Source organism: Streptomyces sp. NPDC002306, from assembly GCF_053593435.1.
Genome location: NZ_JBSFCK010000008.1, coordinates 334,690 through 352,620, shown reverse-complemented (window position 1 = coordinate 352,620; position 17,931 = coordinate 334,690). Strand labels below are relative to the sequence as shown.

The window sequence follows — 17,931 nt, the reverse complement described above, 5'->3', positions numbered from 1 at the left end:
TCCGGAACACCTCCTTCCAGAGTGCTCCTCACGACGCACGCCCGCACCCACGGCACCCGGCACGCACCGGTGTCCGGACCGCTCGGCTCAGCCCCTCGGGTCAGCGGTGGCTATCCGGTGTGCAGCATCAGGCCGATCCCGACCACCAGCAGGCCCGCCGCGGCGATCCGCGGCGCGCCGAAGCGTTCCTTGAAGAACAGCGCGCCGATCGCCGCGCCCACGATGATCGACGACTCGCGCAGCGCCGCGATCGGCGCCAGGTCGGCCTTGGTCTGCGCCCACAGCACCAGCCCGTACGCCGACACGGACAGGGCGGCGCCGAGCAGCCCCACTGCGGCGACGGGACGCAGCAGGCCGGGGAGTTCCCCGCCCCAGCGGCGCACGGCGTACACGGGGAGGAAGGCGCCCTGGACCGCCATCAGCCACGCGATGTACCCCAGGGACGACCCCGAGGCCCGCACACCCAGCCCGTCGACGACGGTGTACGCGGCGATGGTCACGCCGGTCGCCAGCGCGGCCCCGACGGCCGCCCAGTCGGGCCGGCGTCCGCGCAGCCCCCACAGCGCGACACCGGTCAGGCCCACGCAGGACACGACGATGCCCGCGGCCGACCAGCCGTCCGGCACCTCGTGCGCGAAGACGGCGGCGAGCACGGTGACCATGAGCGGCGCGCTGCCCCGCGCGATCGGATAGGCCTGCCCGAAGTCACCGAGCCGGAACGACGTCATCAGCAGCGCGTAGTAGGCGAGGTGGATGGCGGCGGACAGCAGCAGATACGGCCACGCCGCGGCCGCCGGGAACGCCACGAACGGCGCAGCCGCCAGCCCGATCAGCAGTCCGCCGCCGGCGATCAGGGTGAACCCGACCAGTTTGTCGGTGATCCGGTGCGCGATCGCGTTCCAGCTGGCGTGGGTGATCGCGGCCAGCAGGACGGCCGCGGTGACGAGCGGGGTCACGCGGTGGGCTCGCGCACGTCCACGAGAGTGGCACCGGCGTGGGCGACCAGCGCCTTCGGTTCCATGGGGAACACCGTGTACGGGGTTCCGGCGGCGGCCCACACGATGTCGTGAGCGAACAGGGACCGGTCCGCGAGCACCCGGGTCCTCGTGCGGTGCCCGAAGGGCGGGACGCCCCCGATGGCGTACCCGGTCGTCTCCCGTACGAGGTCGGCCCTGGCGCGGGTCACCTTCGCGGCGCCGAGCTCCTGGCGCACCAGCTCCAGGTCCACGCGGGACGCGCCGTCCATGAGGACCAGCACCGGCACCCCGTCGGCCGCGAAGATCAGGGACTTGCAGATCTGGCTCAGCTCGCACCCGAGCGCGGCGGCGGCCTCCGCCGCGGTCCGGGTGGCGTCCGGGAAGCGCCTGATCCGCCCGTGCAGGTCCGTGAGTCCCAGTTCGCGCAGGGCCTCGGCGAACCGGGGGTGAGCTGCGGAGTCCTCGGCGGCCCCGTCGTTCGTCGTCGTCATGCACGGCACGCTAGCGGTACGTGTAGGAGGCAGGCGAACGGGTTGCCGGGTCGAGCGCCACGGACATAGTAGCCATGTACATTATTTCCCGTGAGTGACGCACCGAAGAAGACGACCCCCGGCCATCTCGTCTGGCTGCTGTCCAACAAGTGGCGGACCGCGGTGGACCAGGCCCTCGCGCCGCTGAGCCTGACGCACGCCCAGTACGTGCTGCTCGCCTCCCTGTCGGGGATGGAGCGCTCCGGCCGGCTGCCCAGCCAGCGGGAGGTCGCCGACCACACCGCGCTGGAGGCCCTGTACGTGTCGAAGCTGGCCCGCTCCCTGGAGGCCGCCGGGCTGCTGCGGCGGACCCGCGACACCACCGACACCCGGGTCGTACGGCTGTCCCTCACCGAAGAGGGCCGTACCACCGTCCGGCCCGCCATCGCCGTCGTGCACCAGCTGCTCGACCAGCTCCTCGCCCCGCTGGGCGGACTGGACGACCCGCGTGCCGCGGCCTTCGAACGCACCCTCATGGACCTGCTCGACACGCCCCTGGGCCCCACCGCCTGACCGCGGGGCCCGGCTCGGCGACCGCCGAGGGCCCCCGGCACCGCCGAGCCGAAAGGCCGGTGACGGCGCCCCGTCCCCACGGAACCCTCACCGGCCGGCCCTTCGGTACCGCCTTCGCGTCAGGCGCGCACGAGCTTGCGGTCGCCGTCCGGGTCCGCGTCCCTGGCGTCGGCGAGCTTGCGCAGGCCCTCGCCCTCCACGTCCACGTTCGGCAGCGCGCGGTCCAGCCACCTCGGCAGCCACCAGGCCTTCTGGCCGAGCAGCGCGAGCACCGCCGGGACGATGGCCATACGGACCACGAACGCGTCGAAGAAGACCGCGATCGCCAGGCCGAAGCCGATCATCTTGATCATCGACTCGCTGGAGCCGATGAAGCCGGAGAAGACGGCGATCATGATCACGGCCGCGGCCGTGACCACCCGTGCGCCGTGCTTGAACCCGGTCACGACGGCCTGGCCGGGCTTCTCCCCGTGGACGTACGCCTCCCGCATCCGGGTCACGAGGAACACCTCGTAGTCCATGGCCAGGCCGAAGACCACGCCCACCATGAAGATCGGCATCATCGACATGATCGGGCCGGTCTCCTCGACGCCCAGCAGGCCGGCGAGCCAGCCCCACTGGAAGACCGCGACGACCGCGCCGAGCGCCGCCATCACGCTGAGCAGGAAGCCGAGCGCCGCCTTCAGCGGGACCAGGATGGAGCGGAACACCACGATCAGCAGCAGGAAGGCCAGGCCCACCACCAGCGCCAGGTACGGCAGCAGCGCGTCGTTCAGCTTCTGCGAGAAGTCGATGTTCATCGCCGTCGAGCCGGTGACGAGGACCTGCGCGTCCGTGTCCGCCTTGATCTCCGCGCCCGCCTCCCGGATGCCGTGCACCAGGTCCTCGGTGGTGACCGAGGACGGCTTGGAGTCCGGGATCACGGTGATCATCGCGGTGTCACCGGCCTTGTTGAACTGCGCCGGGGTCACCGTCACGACGTCCTTGAGACCCTTGATCTCGTCGGACACCTTGCTGACGGCCGCCTTCGGCGAGTCGCTCGCGTCCGCGTCGACGACGACCATCAGCGGGCCGTTGAAGCCGGGGCCGAAGCCGTCCGACAGCAGGTCGTAGGCCCGGCGCTGCGTCGTCGACGTCGGCTGCGAGCCGTCGTCGCCCAGGCCCAGTTCCAGCGAGGCCGCCGGGACGGCCGCCGCACCGAGTCCGACCACACCGAGCAGCAGGACCGCCACGGGCCGGCGGACCACGAAGCTCGCCCAGCGCGTGCCCATGTTGGGCCTGCCCGGCTTCGCGGCCGCCTTCAGCGCGGCCCGCCGGCCGCCCAGCAGCTTGCTCCGGGCGCCCGTCGGCTGCACCTTGCGGCCCGCGTAGCCCAGCAGCGCGGGGATCATCGTCAGCGCGATGAGGACCGCGATCGCGACCGTGCCCGCCGCCGCGACACCCATCTTCGTCAGCATCGGGATGTTGACGACCGAGAGGCCGACCAGCGCGATGACCACCGTCAGGCCCGCGAAGACCACCGCGGAGCCCGCCGTGCCGACGGCCCGTCCGGCCGCCTCCTCGCGCCCCCGGCCCTCGGCCAGCTCGGCCCGGTAGCGGGAGACGATGAACAGCGCGTAGTCGATGCCCACCGCGAGACCGATCATCATCGCGAGGGTGGAGGTGGTCGAGCCCAGGTCCAGCGCGTTCGCCAGTGCCGTGATCGTCGAGACGCCGATGCCCACGCCGATCAGGGCGGTCAGCAGCGGCAGACCGGCCGCGATCAGCGAGCCGAAGGTGATGACCAGGACCACCGCGGCGATCGCGATGCCGATGATCTCCGTCGAGCCGGTCTCGGGTGCCGCGGTCAGCGCGTCACCGCCGATCTCGACGGTCAGCCCGGCGCCGCGTGCCGTCTGCGCGGCCGCGTTCAGGGCGTCCTTGGAGGAGTCCTCCAGCTCCATGCCGGAGACGTCGTACTTGACGGACGCGTACGCGACCGTGCCGTCCTTGCTGACCGCGTGCGTCGTGAACGGGTCGTCGACGGAGGAGACCTCGGAGCCGTCGGACAGCTCCTTCACCGTCTTGCGGACGGTCGCCTTGTTGCCGGCGTCCGTCATCTTCTCGCCGCTCGGCGCCTTGAAGACGACGCGCGCGGTGGCGCCGTCGGCGCTCATGCCGGGGAAGCGCTGTTCCAGCAGGTCGAAAGCCTTCTGCGCTTCCGTGCCGGGGATGGAGAAGGACGAGTTGCCGGCCGCGGGGGCGCTGGCCGCGCCGACACCGGCGAGGGTCAGCAGCGCGACCCATATCAGGGCGACGAAATGCCGTCGCCTGAAGGCGAGTCGGCCGAGTTTGTAGAGGAACGTGGCCACGAGGGCGTACTCCCGGTCATCGTGGGGTTTTCAGGGCAGGGGTGATCAGCCCGACGACATGAGCGGGTACGTCAGGTGGGGGCTAGCTCAGGGGACTTGTCAGAGGGTGGGCACGCCGAGGGCGGGGAGGACCACGGCGTCGAGGTACGAGGTGAGGAATTCCTGCGTCGGCGGATGGTCGTCGATCAGCGCCCGGGTGGCGAACGCCCCGATGAGCATGTGCACCACGTACTCCAGCGCGGGACAGTCGGCGCGGATCTCACCGCGGTCGACGGCCCGCTGCAACAGCACGCGGAACTCTTCCATCTCCGGCTCGACGAGCAGTTCCCTGAACGCCCGCAGCAGGTCGGGGTTGGTGTGCACCGCCATGAACAGGCCCCGCATCAGGGCCGAGTTCCGCTCCATGGCGCAGTCGTCCTCGCGCGTCACCAGCACCCGGAAGTCGCCCCGGAGGGACCCGGTGTCGATGTCGCCGGCGCGGCCCGGCTTGCTGTGCCGGATCGCCTTGGCGACCAGCTCCGGCTTGCCGCCCCACTGACGGTAGAGCGTCGCCTTGCTGGAACGGGTGCGGGCGGCCACGGCGTCCATGGTGAGGGCGTCGTAGCCGACTTCCCGGAGCAGGTCGAGCACGGCCTCGTACAACTCGGCCTCACGCTCGGGCGTGATCCGACTGCGCCGCGCCGTTGCGATCTCAGTCATGCCACTCACCCTTCCCACTCCGACGAGCACTACGGACGAGCGCTCCCTGCGAATACGTCGAACGACACTGTTTCGTACTTCCTCTTCGTACACCACGAATGTAGCGCAGCCATCTGCGAAACGAAACCGTTTCGTACGTGTCCTGGGTCACCCCCCGCGTCCCGGCCGCGTCAGCCCTGAGTCACCCTCGTGCGTCACCACTAGGACACCCCCCTGCGTCACCCCTGGGCGGCCCGCGCCGCATTTCACGAGTTGCCCGGCCCTATCAGGAGGAAAAGCATGGGGAGGTGAGCTATCTGCGCATGCCCCACATCAGCGGAGACCTGCTGTGCTTCGTCTCCGAGGACGACCTCTGGCTGACCTCGCTCGACGGACCCGGCCGCGCCTGGCGGCTCACCGTCGACCGCACCAAGGTCGGCCACCCCCGCTTCTCGCCCGACGGCCGCCACATCGCGTACACGACCTGGCGCAGCCTCGTCCCCGAGATCCACCTGACGCCGGTGGACGGCGGGCCCGGGCGAAGACTCACCTACTGGGGCAGCGCCGACACCCAGGTATGCGGCTGGACCCCGGACGGCGACATCCTCGCCGTCGCCTCCCACAGCCAGCCCTTCTCCTACTTCACCTGGGCCCACAAGGTCCCCACCGACGGCGACCCCGGCGGCGGGCTGCCCTGGGGCCCGGTCGCCGACATCCAGGTCGCCGACCTCGACGGCGAGCGCAAGACCCTCCTCCTCACCGGCACCCCGCCGCACGAACCGGCCGCCTGGAAGCGCTACCGGGGCGGGGCCATGGGCCGGCTGTGGCTGCACGGGCGGCAACTGGTCGCCGACATCGGCGGCCATCTGGCCTCCCCGATGTTCGCGGGCGGCCGGATCGCGTTCCTCTCCGACCACGAGGGCGTCGGCAACCTGTACTCGTGCGCGTACGACGGCTCCGACCTGCGCCGCCACACCGACCACGACGCCTTCTACGCCCGCAACGCCTCCACCGACGGCACCCGGGTGGTGTATCAGTGCGCCGGTGACCTGTGGATCGTCGACGAGCTGACCGCGGACTCCGCCTCCCGCAAGCTCGGCGTCCGGCTGAGCGGGCCGCGCGCCGGGCGCCGCACGTACCCGGTGCCGGCCGCGCAGAACGTGGACGGCATCTCGGTCGACGAGACGGGACGCGCGAGCGCCGTCGTGGTGCGCGGCAGCCTCTACTGGCTGACGCACCGGGACGGCCCCGCCCGCACCATCGCCGACACCCCGGGCGTCCGGGTCCGGCTGCCGGAGATGCTCGGCTCGGGCGGACAGGTCGCCTACGTCACCGACGCGCAGGGCGAGGACGCGATCGAGATCGCCTATCTGCCGCGCGCGACGGGCGACCGCGAGCCCCGGCGGCTGGCCTCCGGGGAACTGGGCCGGGTCCTGGAACTGGTCGCCGACCCGGCCGGCGAGCGCCTCGCCATCGCCTCGCACGACGGACGCCTGCTGCTCATCGACACCTCCGAGGACTCGGCCGGTGAGGTCACCGAGCTGATCCAGTCGATCAACGGGCCCGTGCGGGACCTGGCCTTCTCGCCCGACGGGACCTGGCTGACCTGGTCGCACCCGGGGATCGGCCGGTCGCTGCGGCAGATCAAGATGGCGCGGATCGCCGGGAACGGACATGCGGCCGGCCTCGTCGTCGACGTCACCAACGGCCGCTTCGAGGACGAGAACCCGGTCTTCACCCGCGACGGGCGCTATCTGGCCTTCCTGTCCTGGCGCGGCTTCGACCCGGTGTACGACGTGCACACCGGCGACCTGTCCTTCCCGCTCGGCTGCCGCCCCTACCTGGTGCCGCTGTCCTCGGCCACCCCCTCCCCCTTCGCCCTGAACCCCGAGGGCCGCCCGGCCGCCGGAGGCCTGGACCCGGTGGAGAACGAGGGCGCCGACGGCGCCGTGACCGTCGAGGTCGAGGGACTGGAGAGCCGGGTGACGCCGTTCCCGGTCACCGCCTCCAAGTACTCGGCGCTGCACCCGGTCGCGGGCGGCGGCCTGGTCTGGCTGCGCTGGCCGATCTCGGGCGCGCTGGGCGAGACGTTCGTGAACCCGGACGACACCAGCGGCCGTCCCACGCTCGAACACTTCAACATCACCAAGGCGAAGAAGTCCGAACTCGTCGACCACCTGGACTGGTTCGCGGTGAGCGGGGACGGAACCCGGCTGGTCGTGGTTGACGAGGGCGACCTGCGGGCGGTGCCCTCCGGCGAGTCCGGCGACGGCGACACCACGGTCTGGATCGACCTGCGGCGCATCCTGCACGAGGTCGACCCGCCCGCCGAGTGGCGCCAGGCCTACGACGAGGCGGGCCGCCTCATCCGCGCCTACTTCTGGGACCCGGGCATGTGCGGCATCGACTGGGACGCGGTACTGGAGCAGTACCGGCCACTGGTCGAACGGGTCGCGTCCCCCGACGAGTTCGCCGACCTGCTGCGCGAGGTCCTGGGCGAACTCGGCACCTCGCACGCCTACGTCACCCCCGCCCGCCGCAACGAGGGCCCACCGCACTACCAGCGCTGGCAGGGCCTGCTGGGCGCCAACCTCGTGCGCAGGGACGGCAGCTGGATGATCAAGCGGATCCTGCCGGGCGACTCCTCCGACTCCAAGGCCCGCTCGCCGCTGGCCGGCACGGGCATCCGCGAGGGAGCGGTCCTCACCCACGTCGACGGGCGGCCCGTGGACCCGGTGACCGGGCCCTACCCGCTGCTGGCGGGCGCGGGCGGCACCACGGTGGAGCTGACGTTCATCCCGGCGGAGAGCGAGGCCGGGCACTCCCGGCGGGTGGCCGTGGTGCCGCTCATCGACGAACGGCCGCTGCGCTACCAGGACTGGGTGGCCAAACGCCGTGAGGTGGTCCACCAGATGAGCGGCGGCCACTGCGGCTATCTGCACATCCCCGACATGGGCGGCTCCGGCTGGGCCCAGTTCAACCGGGACCTGCGCATGGAGGTGTCCCGGCCCGCGCTCCTGGTCGACGTGCGCGGCAACGCCGGCGGCCACATCAGCGAACTCGTCGTGGAGAAACTCACCCGCAGGATCCTCGGCTGGGACCTGACGCGCGACGCCCAGCCGGTGTCGTACGCCTCCAACGCCCCCCGCGGGCCGGTGGTCGCCCTCGCCGACGAGGCCACGTCCTCCGACGGCGACATGATCACCGCCGCCTTCAAACTGCTCAAGCTCGGCCCGGTGGTCGGCCAGCGGACCTGGGGCGGTGTGGTCGGCATGACCGGCCGGCACCGGCTCGGCGACGGCACGGTGATCACGGTGCCGATGAACGCGGCCTGGTTCGACGCCTACGGCTGGTCCGTCGAGAACCGCGGCGTCCTGCCCGACCTGGAGATCCTGCGCACGCCCCTGGACTGGGCCGAGGGACGGCACGCCCAGCTCGACGACGCGGTCCAACTCGCCCTGGACCTGCTGGAGTCGAACCCGCCGGCCACGCCTCCGGACTACAGCCGCGTACCGGACCGGTCGCGGCCTAAGCTGCCGCCGCGGGCATGACGAAGGGGTGCCCCTCGTCAGGGGCACCCCTCCGCTCACGCGTTCACACACTCAGCGAGGAACCGCGCTTCAGGCGTCGTAGTCCTCGTTGAAGCGGTCCTGCTCCTCGCGGCGCGTGCGCTCCGCGTCGTCCCGCTGCGGCTCGCGGCCGTGCGGCTGCTGGGCGCGCTGCTTGGCCTCCTCGGCCTTCTGCTTGCCCTTCTGCTGCATCTGCTGAGCCTGGTCCTGGAACTTGTCCTTCATACCCATGTGGGTTCACTCCCGTGGTGGGTGGGGGAAGGCCCTTGATCGGGCCTCGACCAGATTCACACGGCCGGACGAAGAACGCATTTCGATCAACTACGGTGCGTAGCGCGCGCCTCCTCGTCGGCCGCCCCGCCCGCTCCGACCAGCCCCGACCGCATGCCCGCCAGCCTGGGCGCGAACCGGCGCATCTCGCGCTGCCCCACGCTCCCGATGAGGCCCGGCAGATACCCGCGCACCCCCTGCATCCCACGCAGCCACCACTGCCCGTAGACATGGCTGGACCGCCGCTCTATGCCGGCCACGATCCGGTCGACGGCGGGGCCCAGCGGGTAGGTCTTGTTCGACGGCCACGGCAGCCGCTGCCGCAACTCCCGCATCACCTCGTCCTCGTCGGCCCCGCGCACCATGTCCGTGTCGGTCCAGGACAGATACCCCACCCCGACCCGTACACCCTGGTAGCCGACCTCGGCGCGCAGGCTGTGCGCGTACGCCTCCACGCCCGACTTGGACGCGCAGTACGCGGTCATCATCGGAGCGGGCGTGATCGCGGCGAGGGACGCGATCTGGAGCAGATAGCCGCGGCTCTCGGTCAGCACCGGCAGGAACGCGCGGGCGGTCACCGCCGAACCGATCAGGTTGACCTCGATCACCCGCCGCCAGGCCTGCGGGTCGGAGTCGACGAACGGACCCCCGCTGGCGACACCGGCGTTGGCGACGACGATGTCGACCTTCCCGAACCGCTCCTTGACCTCCTTCGCGACCCGGGTCATGGCCTCGTGGTCGGTCACGTCGGCGTACCAGTGCGCGCTCTCGCCGTGCAGCCGCTCCGAGACCTGCTTGAGGGCGTCCGGCTCCAGTCCGACCAGCGCCACCGCGGCACCGCGCGCGGACAGTTTGCGCGCGAGCAACTCCCCCACCCCGCGGGCGGCTCCGGTGACGACCGCGACCTGCCCCTCCAGACCGACCCTGCTCATGCGCCCTCCTTGGCGTCCACGTACGTGGTGACGAGTGCCCGGATCTTCCCGGTGACCAGCTCGGGCGCCTCGACCGGGGTCATGTGGCCGAGCCCCGGCAGCTCGGTGAGACCGACACAGAACGGCAGCGCGGCGGCCAGCGAGCGCGCGTGCACCGGCGGCGTCAACCGGTCGGCCGTGCCCACCAGTACCTCCGTCGGCGCCGACAACTCCCGTACCCCGTGGTCGAGATCGAGCAGGTCGAGCACCTGAGACCAGGTGTACCTGACGCCCCGCGGGCACGCGTGCACGATCCGCGCGCACGCCTCGACCATGTGCGGCGCGGAACCGGCGCCCATCGTGCCGTACTTGAGGACGCGGCGGGCGACGGGCGTGACCGGCCCGAGCGGCGCCCTCGACCCGAGGACGAGCCGGGTCAGCCGGGTCCGCAGCCGACCGGCCCGGATCGGCACCAGGGTGGACTCGGCGACCAGCCGCGAACTGCCCGTGCTGCACAACAGGACGGCCGCCGCGTGCGACCGGAACACCGGGCGGCCGGCGGCGGCCAGCACGGTCATGCCGCCCATCGAGTGCCCGACGACGACCGCCCGTTCCCCGGGCGCCAGGGTCGCCGCCAGGACGGCTTCCAGGTCGTCGGCGAGCGCGTCCGTACCGCACGCCTCGCTCGCCGGGCTGCGTCCGTGGCCACGCTGGTCGTAGGCGATCACCCGGTGGTCGACCGCCAGCTCGCGGATCTGGGCCGCCCAGAAGGCGGTGGAACACGTCCAGCCGTGGGCCAGCACGACGGACGGGGCGCCCTCCGGGCCGTGGACCTCGACGTGCAGGCGGGCGCCGTCGGCGGAGACGGCGGTCAGTTCGGCGGCGGGAGCGGGCGGGGCGTAGGGGCCGGACGCGACGGCCGTGAGGCGGCTCATGCGGCGGCCTCGGACTTCCCGGCGCCCCGCGACTTCCCCGCCGTGGGAGGACCGCCGTCGGCCGGGGCCCGCAGCACCTCGTACTCCGCGAGGTCCACCTGCCGGGTCGCGCGCCGGAACTCGCTCGTCGTCCCCGGCCAGATGGTGGTGTTGCGGCCGCTCGCGTCCAGGTACCAGCTGGTGCAGCCACCGGTGTTCCACACCGTGCGCTTCATGCGCTCCTGCACCCGGTGGTTCCAGGCGTGCACGGCGCCCGGACGGGCGTCGAGGGCGGCACGGCCGCCGAGCACGTCCAACTGCCGTACGAAGTCGGCCAGATAGTTCAGCTGGGACTCGATCATCAGGATCATGGAGGAGTTCCCGAGGCCGGTGTTGGGCCCGATGATCGTCATCCAGTTGGGGAAGCCGGCCGCTGAGGCCCCGCGCAGGGCGGCCATACCGCCCTTCCAGGTCTCGGCGAGGGTCCGGCCGTCGGCCCCCACGACCCGCTCGGCGATGGGCATGTCGGTGACATGGAAGCCCGTCCCGAAGACGATCACGTCGGCCTCGGTCTCGGTGCCGTCGGCGGCGACCAGGGTGGAACCGCGGACCTCGCGCAGCCCGCTCGCCACCACGTCCACATTGGGCCGGGCGAGGGCCGGGTAGTACTCGCTGGACAGCAGGATCCGCTTGCAGCCGATCCGGTAGTCCGGGGTCAGCTTGGCGCGCAGCGCCGGGTCCTTGATGGCGCGGGTCATGTTGCGCCGGGCCAGCCGCTCGACGAAGCCGAGCTCGTCGGGGTGCTTGGTGAAGGCCTGGACCTGGAGCTCCCGGATGCCCCACAGCAGCCCGCGGCGCAGCCGCGAGGTGAGCGGCACCGCCCGGTGCAGGGCCCGCTCGGCGCCGGTGATGGCCCGGTCGACGCGGGGCATGACCCACGGCGGGGTGCGCTGGAAGAGGGTGAGGCTGCCGACCCGCGGCTGGATGGCGGGCACGATCTGGATGGCGGACGCGCCCGTCCCCACCATCGCGACCCGCTTGCCGCGCAGATCGTGGTCGTGGTCCCAGCGGGCCGAGTGGAAGACCTTGCCGGGGAAGGAGTCCAGCCCCGGGATGTCCGGCAGCCGAGGGTCGGACAGCGGTCCCGTCGCGGAGACGACGAGGTCCGCCGAGAGCCGCCCGCTCGCCGTCTCGATCTCCCAGCGCAGCTTCCCCGGATCCCAGGTCATCATCTTCACTTCGGAGTCGAAGCGGATGTGCTGCCGCAGGTGGAAGACGTCCGTCACGTGCTCCAGGTAGGCGCGGATGTGCTCCTGGCCCGAGAAGGTCCGCGGCCAGTCCGGGTTGGGCGCGAAGGAGAACGAGTACAGGTGGGACGGGACGTCACACGCGCACCCGGGATAACTGTTGTCCCGCCAGGTCCCGCCCACGCTGCCGGCCCGTTCCAGGACGACGAAGTCGGTGATCCCCTCGCGGCGCAGCCGCACGGCCGCGCCGAGCCCGCCGAACCCGGACCCGATCACCGCCACCCGTACATGCTCGTGCTCGTGCTCGGCCATCCCGAAGCCTCCACGCATCCCCTTGGACTCCGCCAGTGAACACTGGCGCAATGGGGAGCGTAAAGGAGGGACGTACCGATCGGTAGGGGGCGGGAGCAGGAGGTTGGGATCAGCGGCCCCGCCGCGGGTACCGGCGGTACGACATAGGCTTCCGACGTGGCAGAAGACGGCGAACGACGCGAGTACCGCATGGAGGAGCTGGCCCGACTGGCCGGCATCACCGTCCGCACCCTGCGCTTCTACCGCGAACGCAAACTGATACCGCCGCCCCGCCGCGAGGGCCGCATCGCCTGGTACGACGACCACCACCTGGCCCGCCTGCGCACCATCTCGGCACTGCTGGACCGCGGCCACACCTTGAACGGCATCGCCGAACTCGCGGAGGCCTTCGACAACGGCCGCGACGTCGGCGAACTGCTCGGCCTCGACACCCCCACCGAGGAGGAGCCGGTCCGCCTCACCCCCGAGGAACTCGCCGCCCGCTTCGAGGGCGAGGTCACCCCGGAGAACTTCGCCGCCGCCCTCGACCTCGGCTACCTCGGCACCGACGGCGACGAGATCGTCCACATCAGCAGCCGCCTGCTGGACGTCTCCTCCGCCCTGGTCCGCGAGGGCATCCCGCTCGCCGAGGTCCTCGCGGCGGGCAGACAGGTCCGCGAACACGCCGACGCCCTCGCCGAACTCTTCAGAGACCTGGTCCTGCGCCACGCCCCCGAGGAGGACCTCCCCCGCCTGCGCCCCCTGGCCCGCAGCGTGGTGGAGGCGGAACTCTCCCTGGCCCTGGACCGCCGCCTGCGCAAGCAGGACTGAGAGCGGGGCCCGGCGAGCCCTAGAGGTCGTAGACCACCGTCACCGGCGCGTGGTCCGACCACCGCTCGGCGTGCGTGGCGGCCCGCTCGACGAACCCCTTGACCGCCTTCGCCGCGAGGCCGGGCGTCGCGAGCTGATAGTCGATCCGCCAACCTGAATCATTGTCGAAGGCCCGCCCCCGGTACGACCACCACGAGTACGGGCCCTCCACATCCGGGTGCAGGGTTCGTACGACGTCGACGTAGCCCGCTTCCTCCGGGGCGAGGACCCGGTCCAGCCAGGCGCGCTCCTCCGGCAGGAAGCCCGAGTTCTTCGCGTTGGCCCGCCAGTTCTTCAGGTCCGCCTGCCGGTGGGCGATGTTCCAGTCGCCGCAGACGACGACCTCGCGGCCGTCGGCGGCGGCCCGCGCGCGCAGTTGCCTCAGGTGGGTGAGGAACTCGTCCATGAAGCGGACCTTCTCGTCCTGCCGCTCCGTGCCGACCTCTCCGGAGGGCAGGTAGAGCGAGGCGACGGTGACGCCGGGCAGGTCGGCCTCGACGTACCGTCCGCTGCCGTCGAACTCGGCCGACCCGAAGCCGATCCGGACCGCGTCGGGCTCACGCCGGGTGTACAGGGAGACGCCCGCACGCCCCTTGGCCGCGGCAGGCGCGTGCACGACGTGCCAGCCCTGCGGGGCCCGCACCTGCTCGGGCAGCTGTTGCGGCTCGGCGCGCACCTCCTGGAGGCAGAGCACGTCGGCGGAGGTCTCCGCCAGCCACTCCACGAAGCCCTTCTTGGCGGCGGCCCGCAGCCCGTTCACGTTCACGGTGGTCACAGTCAGCACCAGGGCACGATACCGGCACACTGGACGCAGTACCGCTACCGATACCGCATATATGTACAGTGAGTGACATGAATATACGCCCCGTGCCCTTCGACCACCCCGACGCCGTGAAGCTGAACGACGAGGTCCAGGCCGAATACCACGTGCGCTACGGCGACGGCGGCGACGCCACCCCCATGGACCCCACGGACTTCCAGCCCCCGAACGGCGTGTACCTGATCGCGTACGACGAGGCCGGCAGACCCCTCGCCACGGGCGGATGGCGCAGCAAGGACCGCAACGGGGAGGGCAACGAGGACGGCGACGCCGAACTCAAGCGCATGTTCGTCGTCGCGGACGCGCGCGGCCTGGGTCTCGCCCGCCGGATCCTCGCGGCCCTGGAGGAGGACGCCCGTACGGCAGGCCGCGTCCGCATGGTCCTGGAGACCGGCACGAAGCAGCCCGAGGCCATCGCCCTCTACGCCTCCAGCGGCTACGAGCCGTGCGTGAAGTTCGGCCTCTACCGCTTCCACGAGGAGAGCCGCTGCTACGCCAAGGCGCTGTAGCCGGCGGGCGGATGCCGACTCCTCAGAACATGAGAAATCCCGCCCAGTTCGATGAACTGGACGGGATTCTCTGATGCGGTGGACCTGAGGGGATTCGAACCCCTGACCCCCTCGATGCGAACGAGGTGCGCTACCGGACTGCGCCACAGGCCCTTGCAACGAGTGAAACTCTAGCATCCCGATCGCGATGCTTGGAAATCCGTTCCCGGGCCCCCGAACGGAAGCCGATCAGGTAAGAGTTCGCAGGTGAGACGGGAAACACACACCGAGGCCGGTGGAGTGTCACTCGTTGGCGGCCCGTGGCCGTCCGCCGTCGTCGTACTGGTCGAAAAGCGGCGTACGGCCCCGCTCGCGCGAGCGGCGGGCGGATGCCGCGCGGCGGGCGTCGCTGCGTCCGCCCGTGTCGCCCTTCTCCTCCGCCGGTCCGTCGTCACCGGGTTCGGCGCCCGTGCCGGGACCGTCGTCGGCCGCGTCCGCCGGGTCGGCCTCCGACTCGGGCTCCCGCGCGACGGAACTCGACCGCGCCGCGCTCCACGCGTCCGGCCCCGCGAGATCCACGTCGGACGTCGCCCGGGGCGCGACCGGCGCGGTCACGTACGTCGGCAGCGGTACCGGTACCGGGTCCCAGCTCTCGCCCGGGCCCGGCCGGCGCTGCCGCTCGCGCTGCTGGTCGACCCACTCCGCGTGGTCGGTCTGCTCGACGAGCGCGCGCCGGTCGGCGGCGAGCGCCGTCAGTTCGGGGTCGGTCTCCGCCGCGTACGCCTGCGCGGGTTCGTCGGCCTCCGCCTCGGCCCGCGCGCCGGGGTCGGCGGTCGCGGTCGCGCGTCGGCGCGGCTGGCGCGCCCGCTCCCGCAGCCGCTGTGCGGCGACCTCGGCGCGGCGCCGGTCCATGTGGAAGGCGAAGCGCCGGCGCTCCTGGGTGCGCAGGTAGGCGATGTAGGTGCTGAGCAGGGCGGCGGGCACGCCGGGCGCCCACAGGAAGGCGACGCCTCCGACGGCCGCGACGATCGCGCCGAGCGTGAACGCGAGGAAGAGCATGACGGTCGTACGCCGTCGCCGGGCGAGTGCCTTCGAGCGCTTGGCGCGCGCGGCGGCGGCCTGCGCCGAGGGCGAGCGCCGGTCGTCCGGGACACGCTTGCGCTCCGGCGCGCCGTGCGGTTCGGGCGCCGGGGCCGCGTGCTGTTTGCGCTCCGGTTCGCGTGTCTGCTCACGCGCCGGTTCGCGCACCGGTTCCATGCGCTCGGGTCGGTCCGGTCGCTCGGCGCGGTCCGGTCGCTCGGATCGGTCCGGTCGCTCGGGCGCCTGTGCCGGGAGCGTCGCCCGCGCCTGCGGGCGGGCCGGAGGCATGGCGAAGGCCCGGACGTCCACCGAATCGGTGACGGCGTCCGGAACGTCGGCGTCGGGCTCCCCCTGCTCGGTGGAGCGCGCCCGCAGGTCCTTGGCGTATCGGCGCTCCATACCCGCCCGTCCGGACAGCAGCCGGATGGCGGTGCTGAAGCGTTCCGTCGGACGGGCCTCGTTCAGCTCGTCCTGCCTACGGAGCCACATCGGCACCAAGTAGGCGGCCCAGGCCCCGACAATGACTGCGTAGATGAGGCCGCTGCTGCTCACGCCTCACACGGTAGAGGGGTTTGTGTGGGGCCATCCGCCAATTGGGCCGGTGTGTCGCACGATCCGGCTGATATTTCGAGCTTTTTTTGTGACCGATGCGATCAGCAGGTCGCCGTGGCCGCGAATTTAATGCCTGGAGACGGTCACCGGCTGATCACTTTCGAACATTTATTCAATTTCCCGGGCCGTGCGGGATTCCCTGGTCCCGGGGCGCGCTCCGTGGACGCGTGCGCCGCCAGCGACTCAACAGGCCCTCCGGCACCTCCTCCGCCGTGAGCGCGAAGACGAGGTGGTCGCGCCAGGCTCCGTCGATGTGGAGATAACGGGGTCTGAGCCCCTCCTCGCGGAATCCGAGTTTCTCCACCACCCGGCGGCTCGGCCTGTTCTCGGGCCGAATACAGACCTCGATGCGGTGCAGTCCGACGGTCCGGAAACAGTGGTCCACGACGAGCGCCACGGCCGTCGGCATCACTCCGCGGCCGGCCACCGACTCGTCCACCCAGTAGCCGACATGGCCCGAGCACATCGAGCCCCAGGTGATTCCGGCGACCGTCAACTGCCCGACCAGACGCCCCTGGTACTCGATGACGAAGGGCAGCATCCGGCCGGCGTGCGCCTCCGAACGCAGGTGCCGGACCATCTGGCGGTAGGTCGGCCGGTGCGCGATCGGGCCACTGGGCGTGGGCGGCGGAATGGTCGCCTCCCAGGGGCGCAGCCAGTCACGGTTGCGCCGGTTGACCTCGCGCCACATCCGCTGGTCGCGCGCCTTTATCGGCCGGAGGACGACATCGCCGTCGACCAGCACGGCAGGCCAGGACGGGCTGTTCAGCTCGCACCCCCACTACTGGCACCGGGTCTGGAGTGGTCGCCGCCGCGGATCTGGTCGGCGGCGTGCACCAACAGGGTTTCCAGGACGGCCAGTCCGTCCTTCACCCCGCCGGTCGAACCCGGCAGATTGACGATCAGTGTCCGTCCCGCCACTCCGGCCAGGCCCCGGGAGAGCGCCGCGGTCGGCACCTTCTCCCGGCCGAACGCCCGGATGGCCTCGGCGATGCCCGGCACCTCGCGGTCGATCACCCGGCGGGTCGCCTCGGGGGTGCGGTCGGTGGGCGAGATGCCGGTTCCGCCGGTGGTGACGACGACGTCGTACCCGGCCGCCACGGCGGCGCGCAGGGCGGCCTCGACCGGATCCCCGTCAGGGACCACCCGCGGCCCGTCCACGGCGAACCCGAGGTCCTTCAGGCCGTCGGCGACCAGCGGGCCGCCCCTGTCCTCGTAGACACCCGCGGCAGCCCGGTTGGAGGCGGTCACGACGAGCGCGCGGTACGTCGCGGCGCTCATGTCCGGCTCCAGTCGCCCGACTTGCCGCCCGTCTTCTCCTCGACCCGTACGTCCGTGATGACCGCTCCCTTGTCGACCGCCTTGACCATGTCGATCACGGTGAGCGCGGCGACGCAGACCGCGGTGAGGGCCTCCATCTCGACGCCCGTGCGGTCCGTCGTGCGCACCGTGGCCAGGATCTCCACGGCGTCGTCCGCGACCGACAGATCCAGTTTCACACCGGACACCGCCAACGGGTGGCACAGCGGGATCAGCTCGGGGGTGCGCTTGGCCCCCATGATGCCCGCGATGCGCGCGGTGGCCAGGGCGTCGCCCTTGGGCATCCCCTCGCCGCGCAGCAGCTCGACCACCCGGGGCGAGACGAGGACGCGGCCGCCGGCGCGGGCGGTGCGCGCGCTCACGTCCTTGTCGGACACGTCGACCATGCGGGCGGCGCCCGAGTCGTCGAGGTGGGTCAGTCGGTCCTGCGCGGGTCCGGGGGTCTCCCCCCGGGAAGGCACGGTCATGGTGTGTGGCGCTCCTGGTCCGG

At 71.9% G+C, this 17,931-nt stretch carries 17 protein-coding genes and 1 tRNA gene; 4 read left to right on the top strand and 14 right to left on the bottom strand.

The genetic code is table 11. The features are described 5' to 3' along the window. Positions 1 to 110: 110 nt before the first annotated feature. Together ACWCQK_RS19240 and ACWCQK_RS19235 are read right to left on the bottom strand one after the other, a co-directional pair. Positions 111 to 956, bottom strand: coding sequence for an EamA family transporter (locus tag ACWCQK_RS19240; protein WP_451156349.1), 846 nt, complete (start codon positions 954 to 956; stop codon positions 111 to 113). Beyond that, positions 953 to 1,468, bottom strand: a complete 516-nt coding sequence (locus ACWCQK_RS19235) for a YbaK/EbsC family protein (RefSeq protein WP_451156348.1) — start codon at positions 1,466 to 1,468, stop codon at positions 953 to 955. Before ACWCQK_RS19235 ends, ACWCQK_RS19240 begins: the two co-directional genes overlap by 4 nt. A gap of 90 nt (positions 1,469 to 1,558) precedes the next feature. Between ACWCQK_RS19235 and ACWCQK_RS19230 the strand changes: the two genes are divergently transcribed. Beyond that, a complete protein-coding gene (locus ACWCQK_RS19230; RefSeq protein WP_451156347.1) occupies positions 1,559 to 2,020 on the top strand; it encodes a MarR family winged helix-turn-helix transcriptional regulator in 462 nt (153 codons plus the stop codon). A gap of 119 nt (positions 2,021 to 2,139) precedes the next feature. Here ACWCQK_RS19230 and ACWCQK_RS19225 read toward each other — a convergent pair whose 3' ends face one another. Beyond that, positions 2,140 to 4,371, bottom strand: coding sequence for an MMPL family transporter (locus ACWCQK_RS19225; RefSeq protein WP_451156346.1), 2,232 nt, complete (start codon positions 4,369 to 4,371; stop codon positions 2,140 to 2,142). Positions 4,372 to 4,470: 99 nt separating this feature from the next. Beyond that, positions 4,471 to 5,070, bottom strand: a complete 600-nt coding sequence (locus tag ACWCQK_RS19220; RefSeq protein WP_451156345.1) for a TetR/AcrR family transcriptional regulator — start codon at positions 5,068 to 5,070, stop codon at positions 4,471 to 4,473. Between the two features lie 287 nt (positions 5,071 to 5,357). Between ACWCQK_RS19220 and ACWCQK_RS19215 the strand changes: the two genes are divergently transcribed. After that, entirely contained in the window at positions 5,358 to 8,600 is a 3,243-nt protein-coding gene (locus tag ACWCQK_RS19215; protein WP_451156344.1) for a S41 family peptidase, read from the top strand. 69 nt (positions 8,601 to 8,669) lie between these two features. On the opposite strand, the gene ACWCQK_RS19210 is transcribed toward ACWCQK_RS19215, so the two are convergent. From ACWCQK_RS19210 to ACWCQK_RS19195, 4 genes are all read right to left on the bottom strand, one after another. After that, entirely contained in the window at positions 8,670 to 8,849 is a 180-nt protein-coding gene (locus ACWCQK_RS19210; protein WP_451156343.1) for a hypothetical protein, read from the bottom strand. 86 nt (positions 8,850 to 8,935) lie between these two features. Then, the gene (locus ACWCQK_RS19205) at positions 8,936 to 9,820 is read right to left on the bottom strand and encodes an SDR family oxidoreductase (protein WP_451156342.1); all 885 of its coding nucleotides are present in this window, start codon (positions 9,818 to 9,820) and stop codon (positions 8,936 to 8,938) included. Further along, positions 9,817 to 10,734, bottom strand: coding sequence for an alpha/beta fold hydrolase (locus ACWCQK_RS19200; protein WP_451156341.1), 918 nt, complete (start codon positions 10,732 to 10,734; stop codon positions 9,817 to 9,819). Before ACWCQK_RS19200 ends, ACWCQK_RS19205 begins: the two co-directional genes overlap by 4 nt. Continuing rightward, positions 10,731 to 12,272 (bottom strand): flavin-containing monooxygenase, encoded by a 1,542-nt coding sequence (locus tag ACWCQK_RS19195; RefSeq protein WP_451156340.1) that lies wholly within the window; start codon positions 12,270 to 12,272, stop codon positions 10,731 to 10,733. The genes ACWCQK_RS19200 and ACWCQK_RS19195 overlap by 4 nt, the downstream gene beginning before the upstream one ends. Before the next feature lie 189 nt (positions 12,273 to 12,461). Between ACWCQK_RS19195 and ACWCQK_RS19190 the strand changes: the two genes are divergently transcribed. Further along, complete coding sequence (locus ACWCQK_RS19190) at positions 12,462 to 13,082, top strand: MerR family transcriptional regulator (protein WP_451156374.1); 621 nt, start codon at positions 12,462 to 12,464, stop codon at positions 13,080 to 13,082. A 19-nt stretch (positions 13,083 to 13,101) separates the two neighbouring features. On the opposite strand, the gene ACWCQK_RS19185 is transcribed toward ACWCQK_RS19190, so the two are convergent. Continuing rightward, a complete protein-coding gene (locus ACWCQK_RS19185; protein ID WP_451156339.1) occupies positions 13,102 to 13,905 on the bottom strand; it encodes an exodeoxyribonuclease III in 804 nt (267 codons plus the stop codon). Between the two features lie 68 nt (positions 13,906 to 13,973). Here ACWCQK_RS19185 and ACWCQK_RS19180 point away from each other — a divergent pair, with 68 nt between their 5' ends. After that, on the top strand, positions 13,974 to 14,450 hold the full coding sequence (locus ACWCQK_RS19180) for a GNAT family N-acetyltransferase (protein WP_451156338.1): 477 nt from the start codon (positions 13,974 to 13,976) through the stop codon (positions 14,448 to 14,450). Positions 14,451 to 14,529: 79 nt separating this feature from the next. On the opposite strand, the gene ACWCQK_RS19175 is transcribed toward ACWCQK_RS19180, so the two are convergent. From ACWCQK_RS19175 to moaC, 5 genes are all read right to left on the bottom strand, one after another. Next, a tRNA-Ala gene (locus ACWCQK_RS19175) sits at positions 14,530 to 14,603 on the bottom strand. A gap of 129 nt (positions 14,604 to 14,732) precedes the next feature. After that, on the bottom strand, positions 14,733 to 16,061 hold the full coding sequence (locus ACWCQK_RS19170) for a hypothetical protein (protein ID WP_451156337.1): 1,329 nt from the start codon (positions 16,059 to 16,061) through the stop codon (positions 14,733 to 14,735). A 172-nt stretch (positions 16,062 to 16,233) separates the two neighbouring features. Next, positions 16,234 to 16,866, bottom strand: a complete 633-nt coding sequence (locus tag ACWCQK_RS19165; protein ID WP_451156336.1) for a GNAT family N-acetyltransferase — start codon at positions 16,864 to 16,866, stop codon at positions 16,234 to 16,236. A gap of 20 nt (positions 16,867 to 16,886) precedes the next feature. Further along, complete coding sequence (locus ACWCQK_RS19160; protein WP_451156335.1) at positions 16,887 to 17,402, bottom strand: MogA/MoaB family molybdenum cofactor biosynthesis protein; 516 nt, start codon at positions 17,400 to 17,402, stop codon at positions 16,887 to 16,889. Next, entirely contained in the window at positions 17,399 to 17,908 is a 510-nt protein-coding gene (gene moaC, locus ACWCQK_RS19155) for a cyclic pyranopterin monophosphate synthase MoaC (protein ID WP_451156334.1), read from the bottom strand. Before moaC ends, ACWCQK_RS19160 begins: the two co-directional genes overlap by 4 nt. Positions 17,909 to 17,931 lie beyond the last annotated feature (23 nt).

Bases quoted from the DNA above. Each gene is read 5' to 3' on its own strand.
- ACWCQK_RS19235 (WP_451156348.1), bottom strand. From the start codon at position 1,468: ATGACGACGACGAACGACGGGGCCGCCGAGGACTCCGCAGCTCACCCC.
- ACWCQK_RS19220 (WP_451156345.1), bottom strand. From the start codon at position 5,070: ATGACTGAGATCGCAACGGCGCGGCGCAGTCGGATCACGCCCGAGCGT.
- ACWCQK_RS19210 (WP_451156343.1), bottom strand. From the start codon at position 8,849: ATGGGTATGAAGGACAAGTTCCAGGACCAGGCTCAGCAGATGCAGCAG.
- ACWCQK_RS19205 (WP_451156342.1), bottom strand. From the start codon at position 9,820: ATGAGCAGGGTCGGTCTGGAGGGGCAGGTCGCGGTCGTCACCGGAGCC.
- ACWCQK_RS19200 (WP_451156341.1), bottom strand. From the start codon at position 10,734: ATGAGCCGCCTCACGGCCGTCGCGTCCGGCCCCTACGCCCCGCCCGCT.
- ACWCQK_RS19195 (WP_451156340.1), bottom strand. From the start codon at position 12,272: ATGGCCGAGCACGAGCACGAGCATGTACGGGTGGCGGTGATCGGGTCC.
- ACWCQK_RS19190 (WP_451156374.1), top strand. From the start codon at position 12,462: ATGGAGGAGCTGGCCCGACTGGCCGGCATCACCGTCCGCACCCTGCGC.
- ACWCQK_RS19180 (WP_451156338.1), top strand. From the start codon at position 13,974: ATGAATATACGCCCCGTGCCCTTCGACCACCCCGACGCCGTGAAGCTG.
- ACWCQK_RS19160 (WP_451156335.1), bottom strand. From the start codon at position 17,402: ATGAGCGCCGCGACGTACCGCGCGCTCGTCGTGACCGCCTCCAACCGG.
- moaC (WP_451156334.1), bottom strand. From the start codon at position 17,908: ATGACCGTGCCTTCCCGGGGGGAGACCCCCGGACCCGCGCAGGACCGA.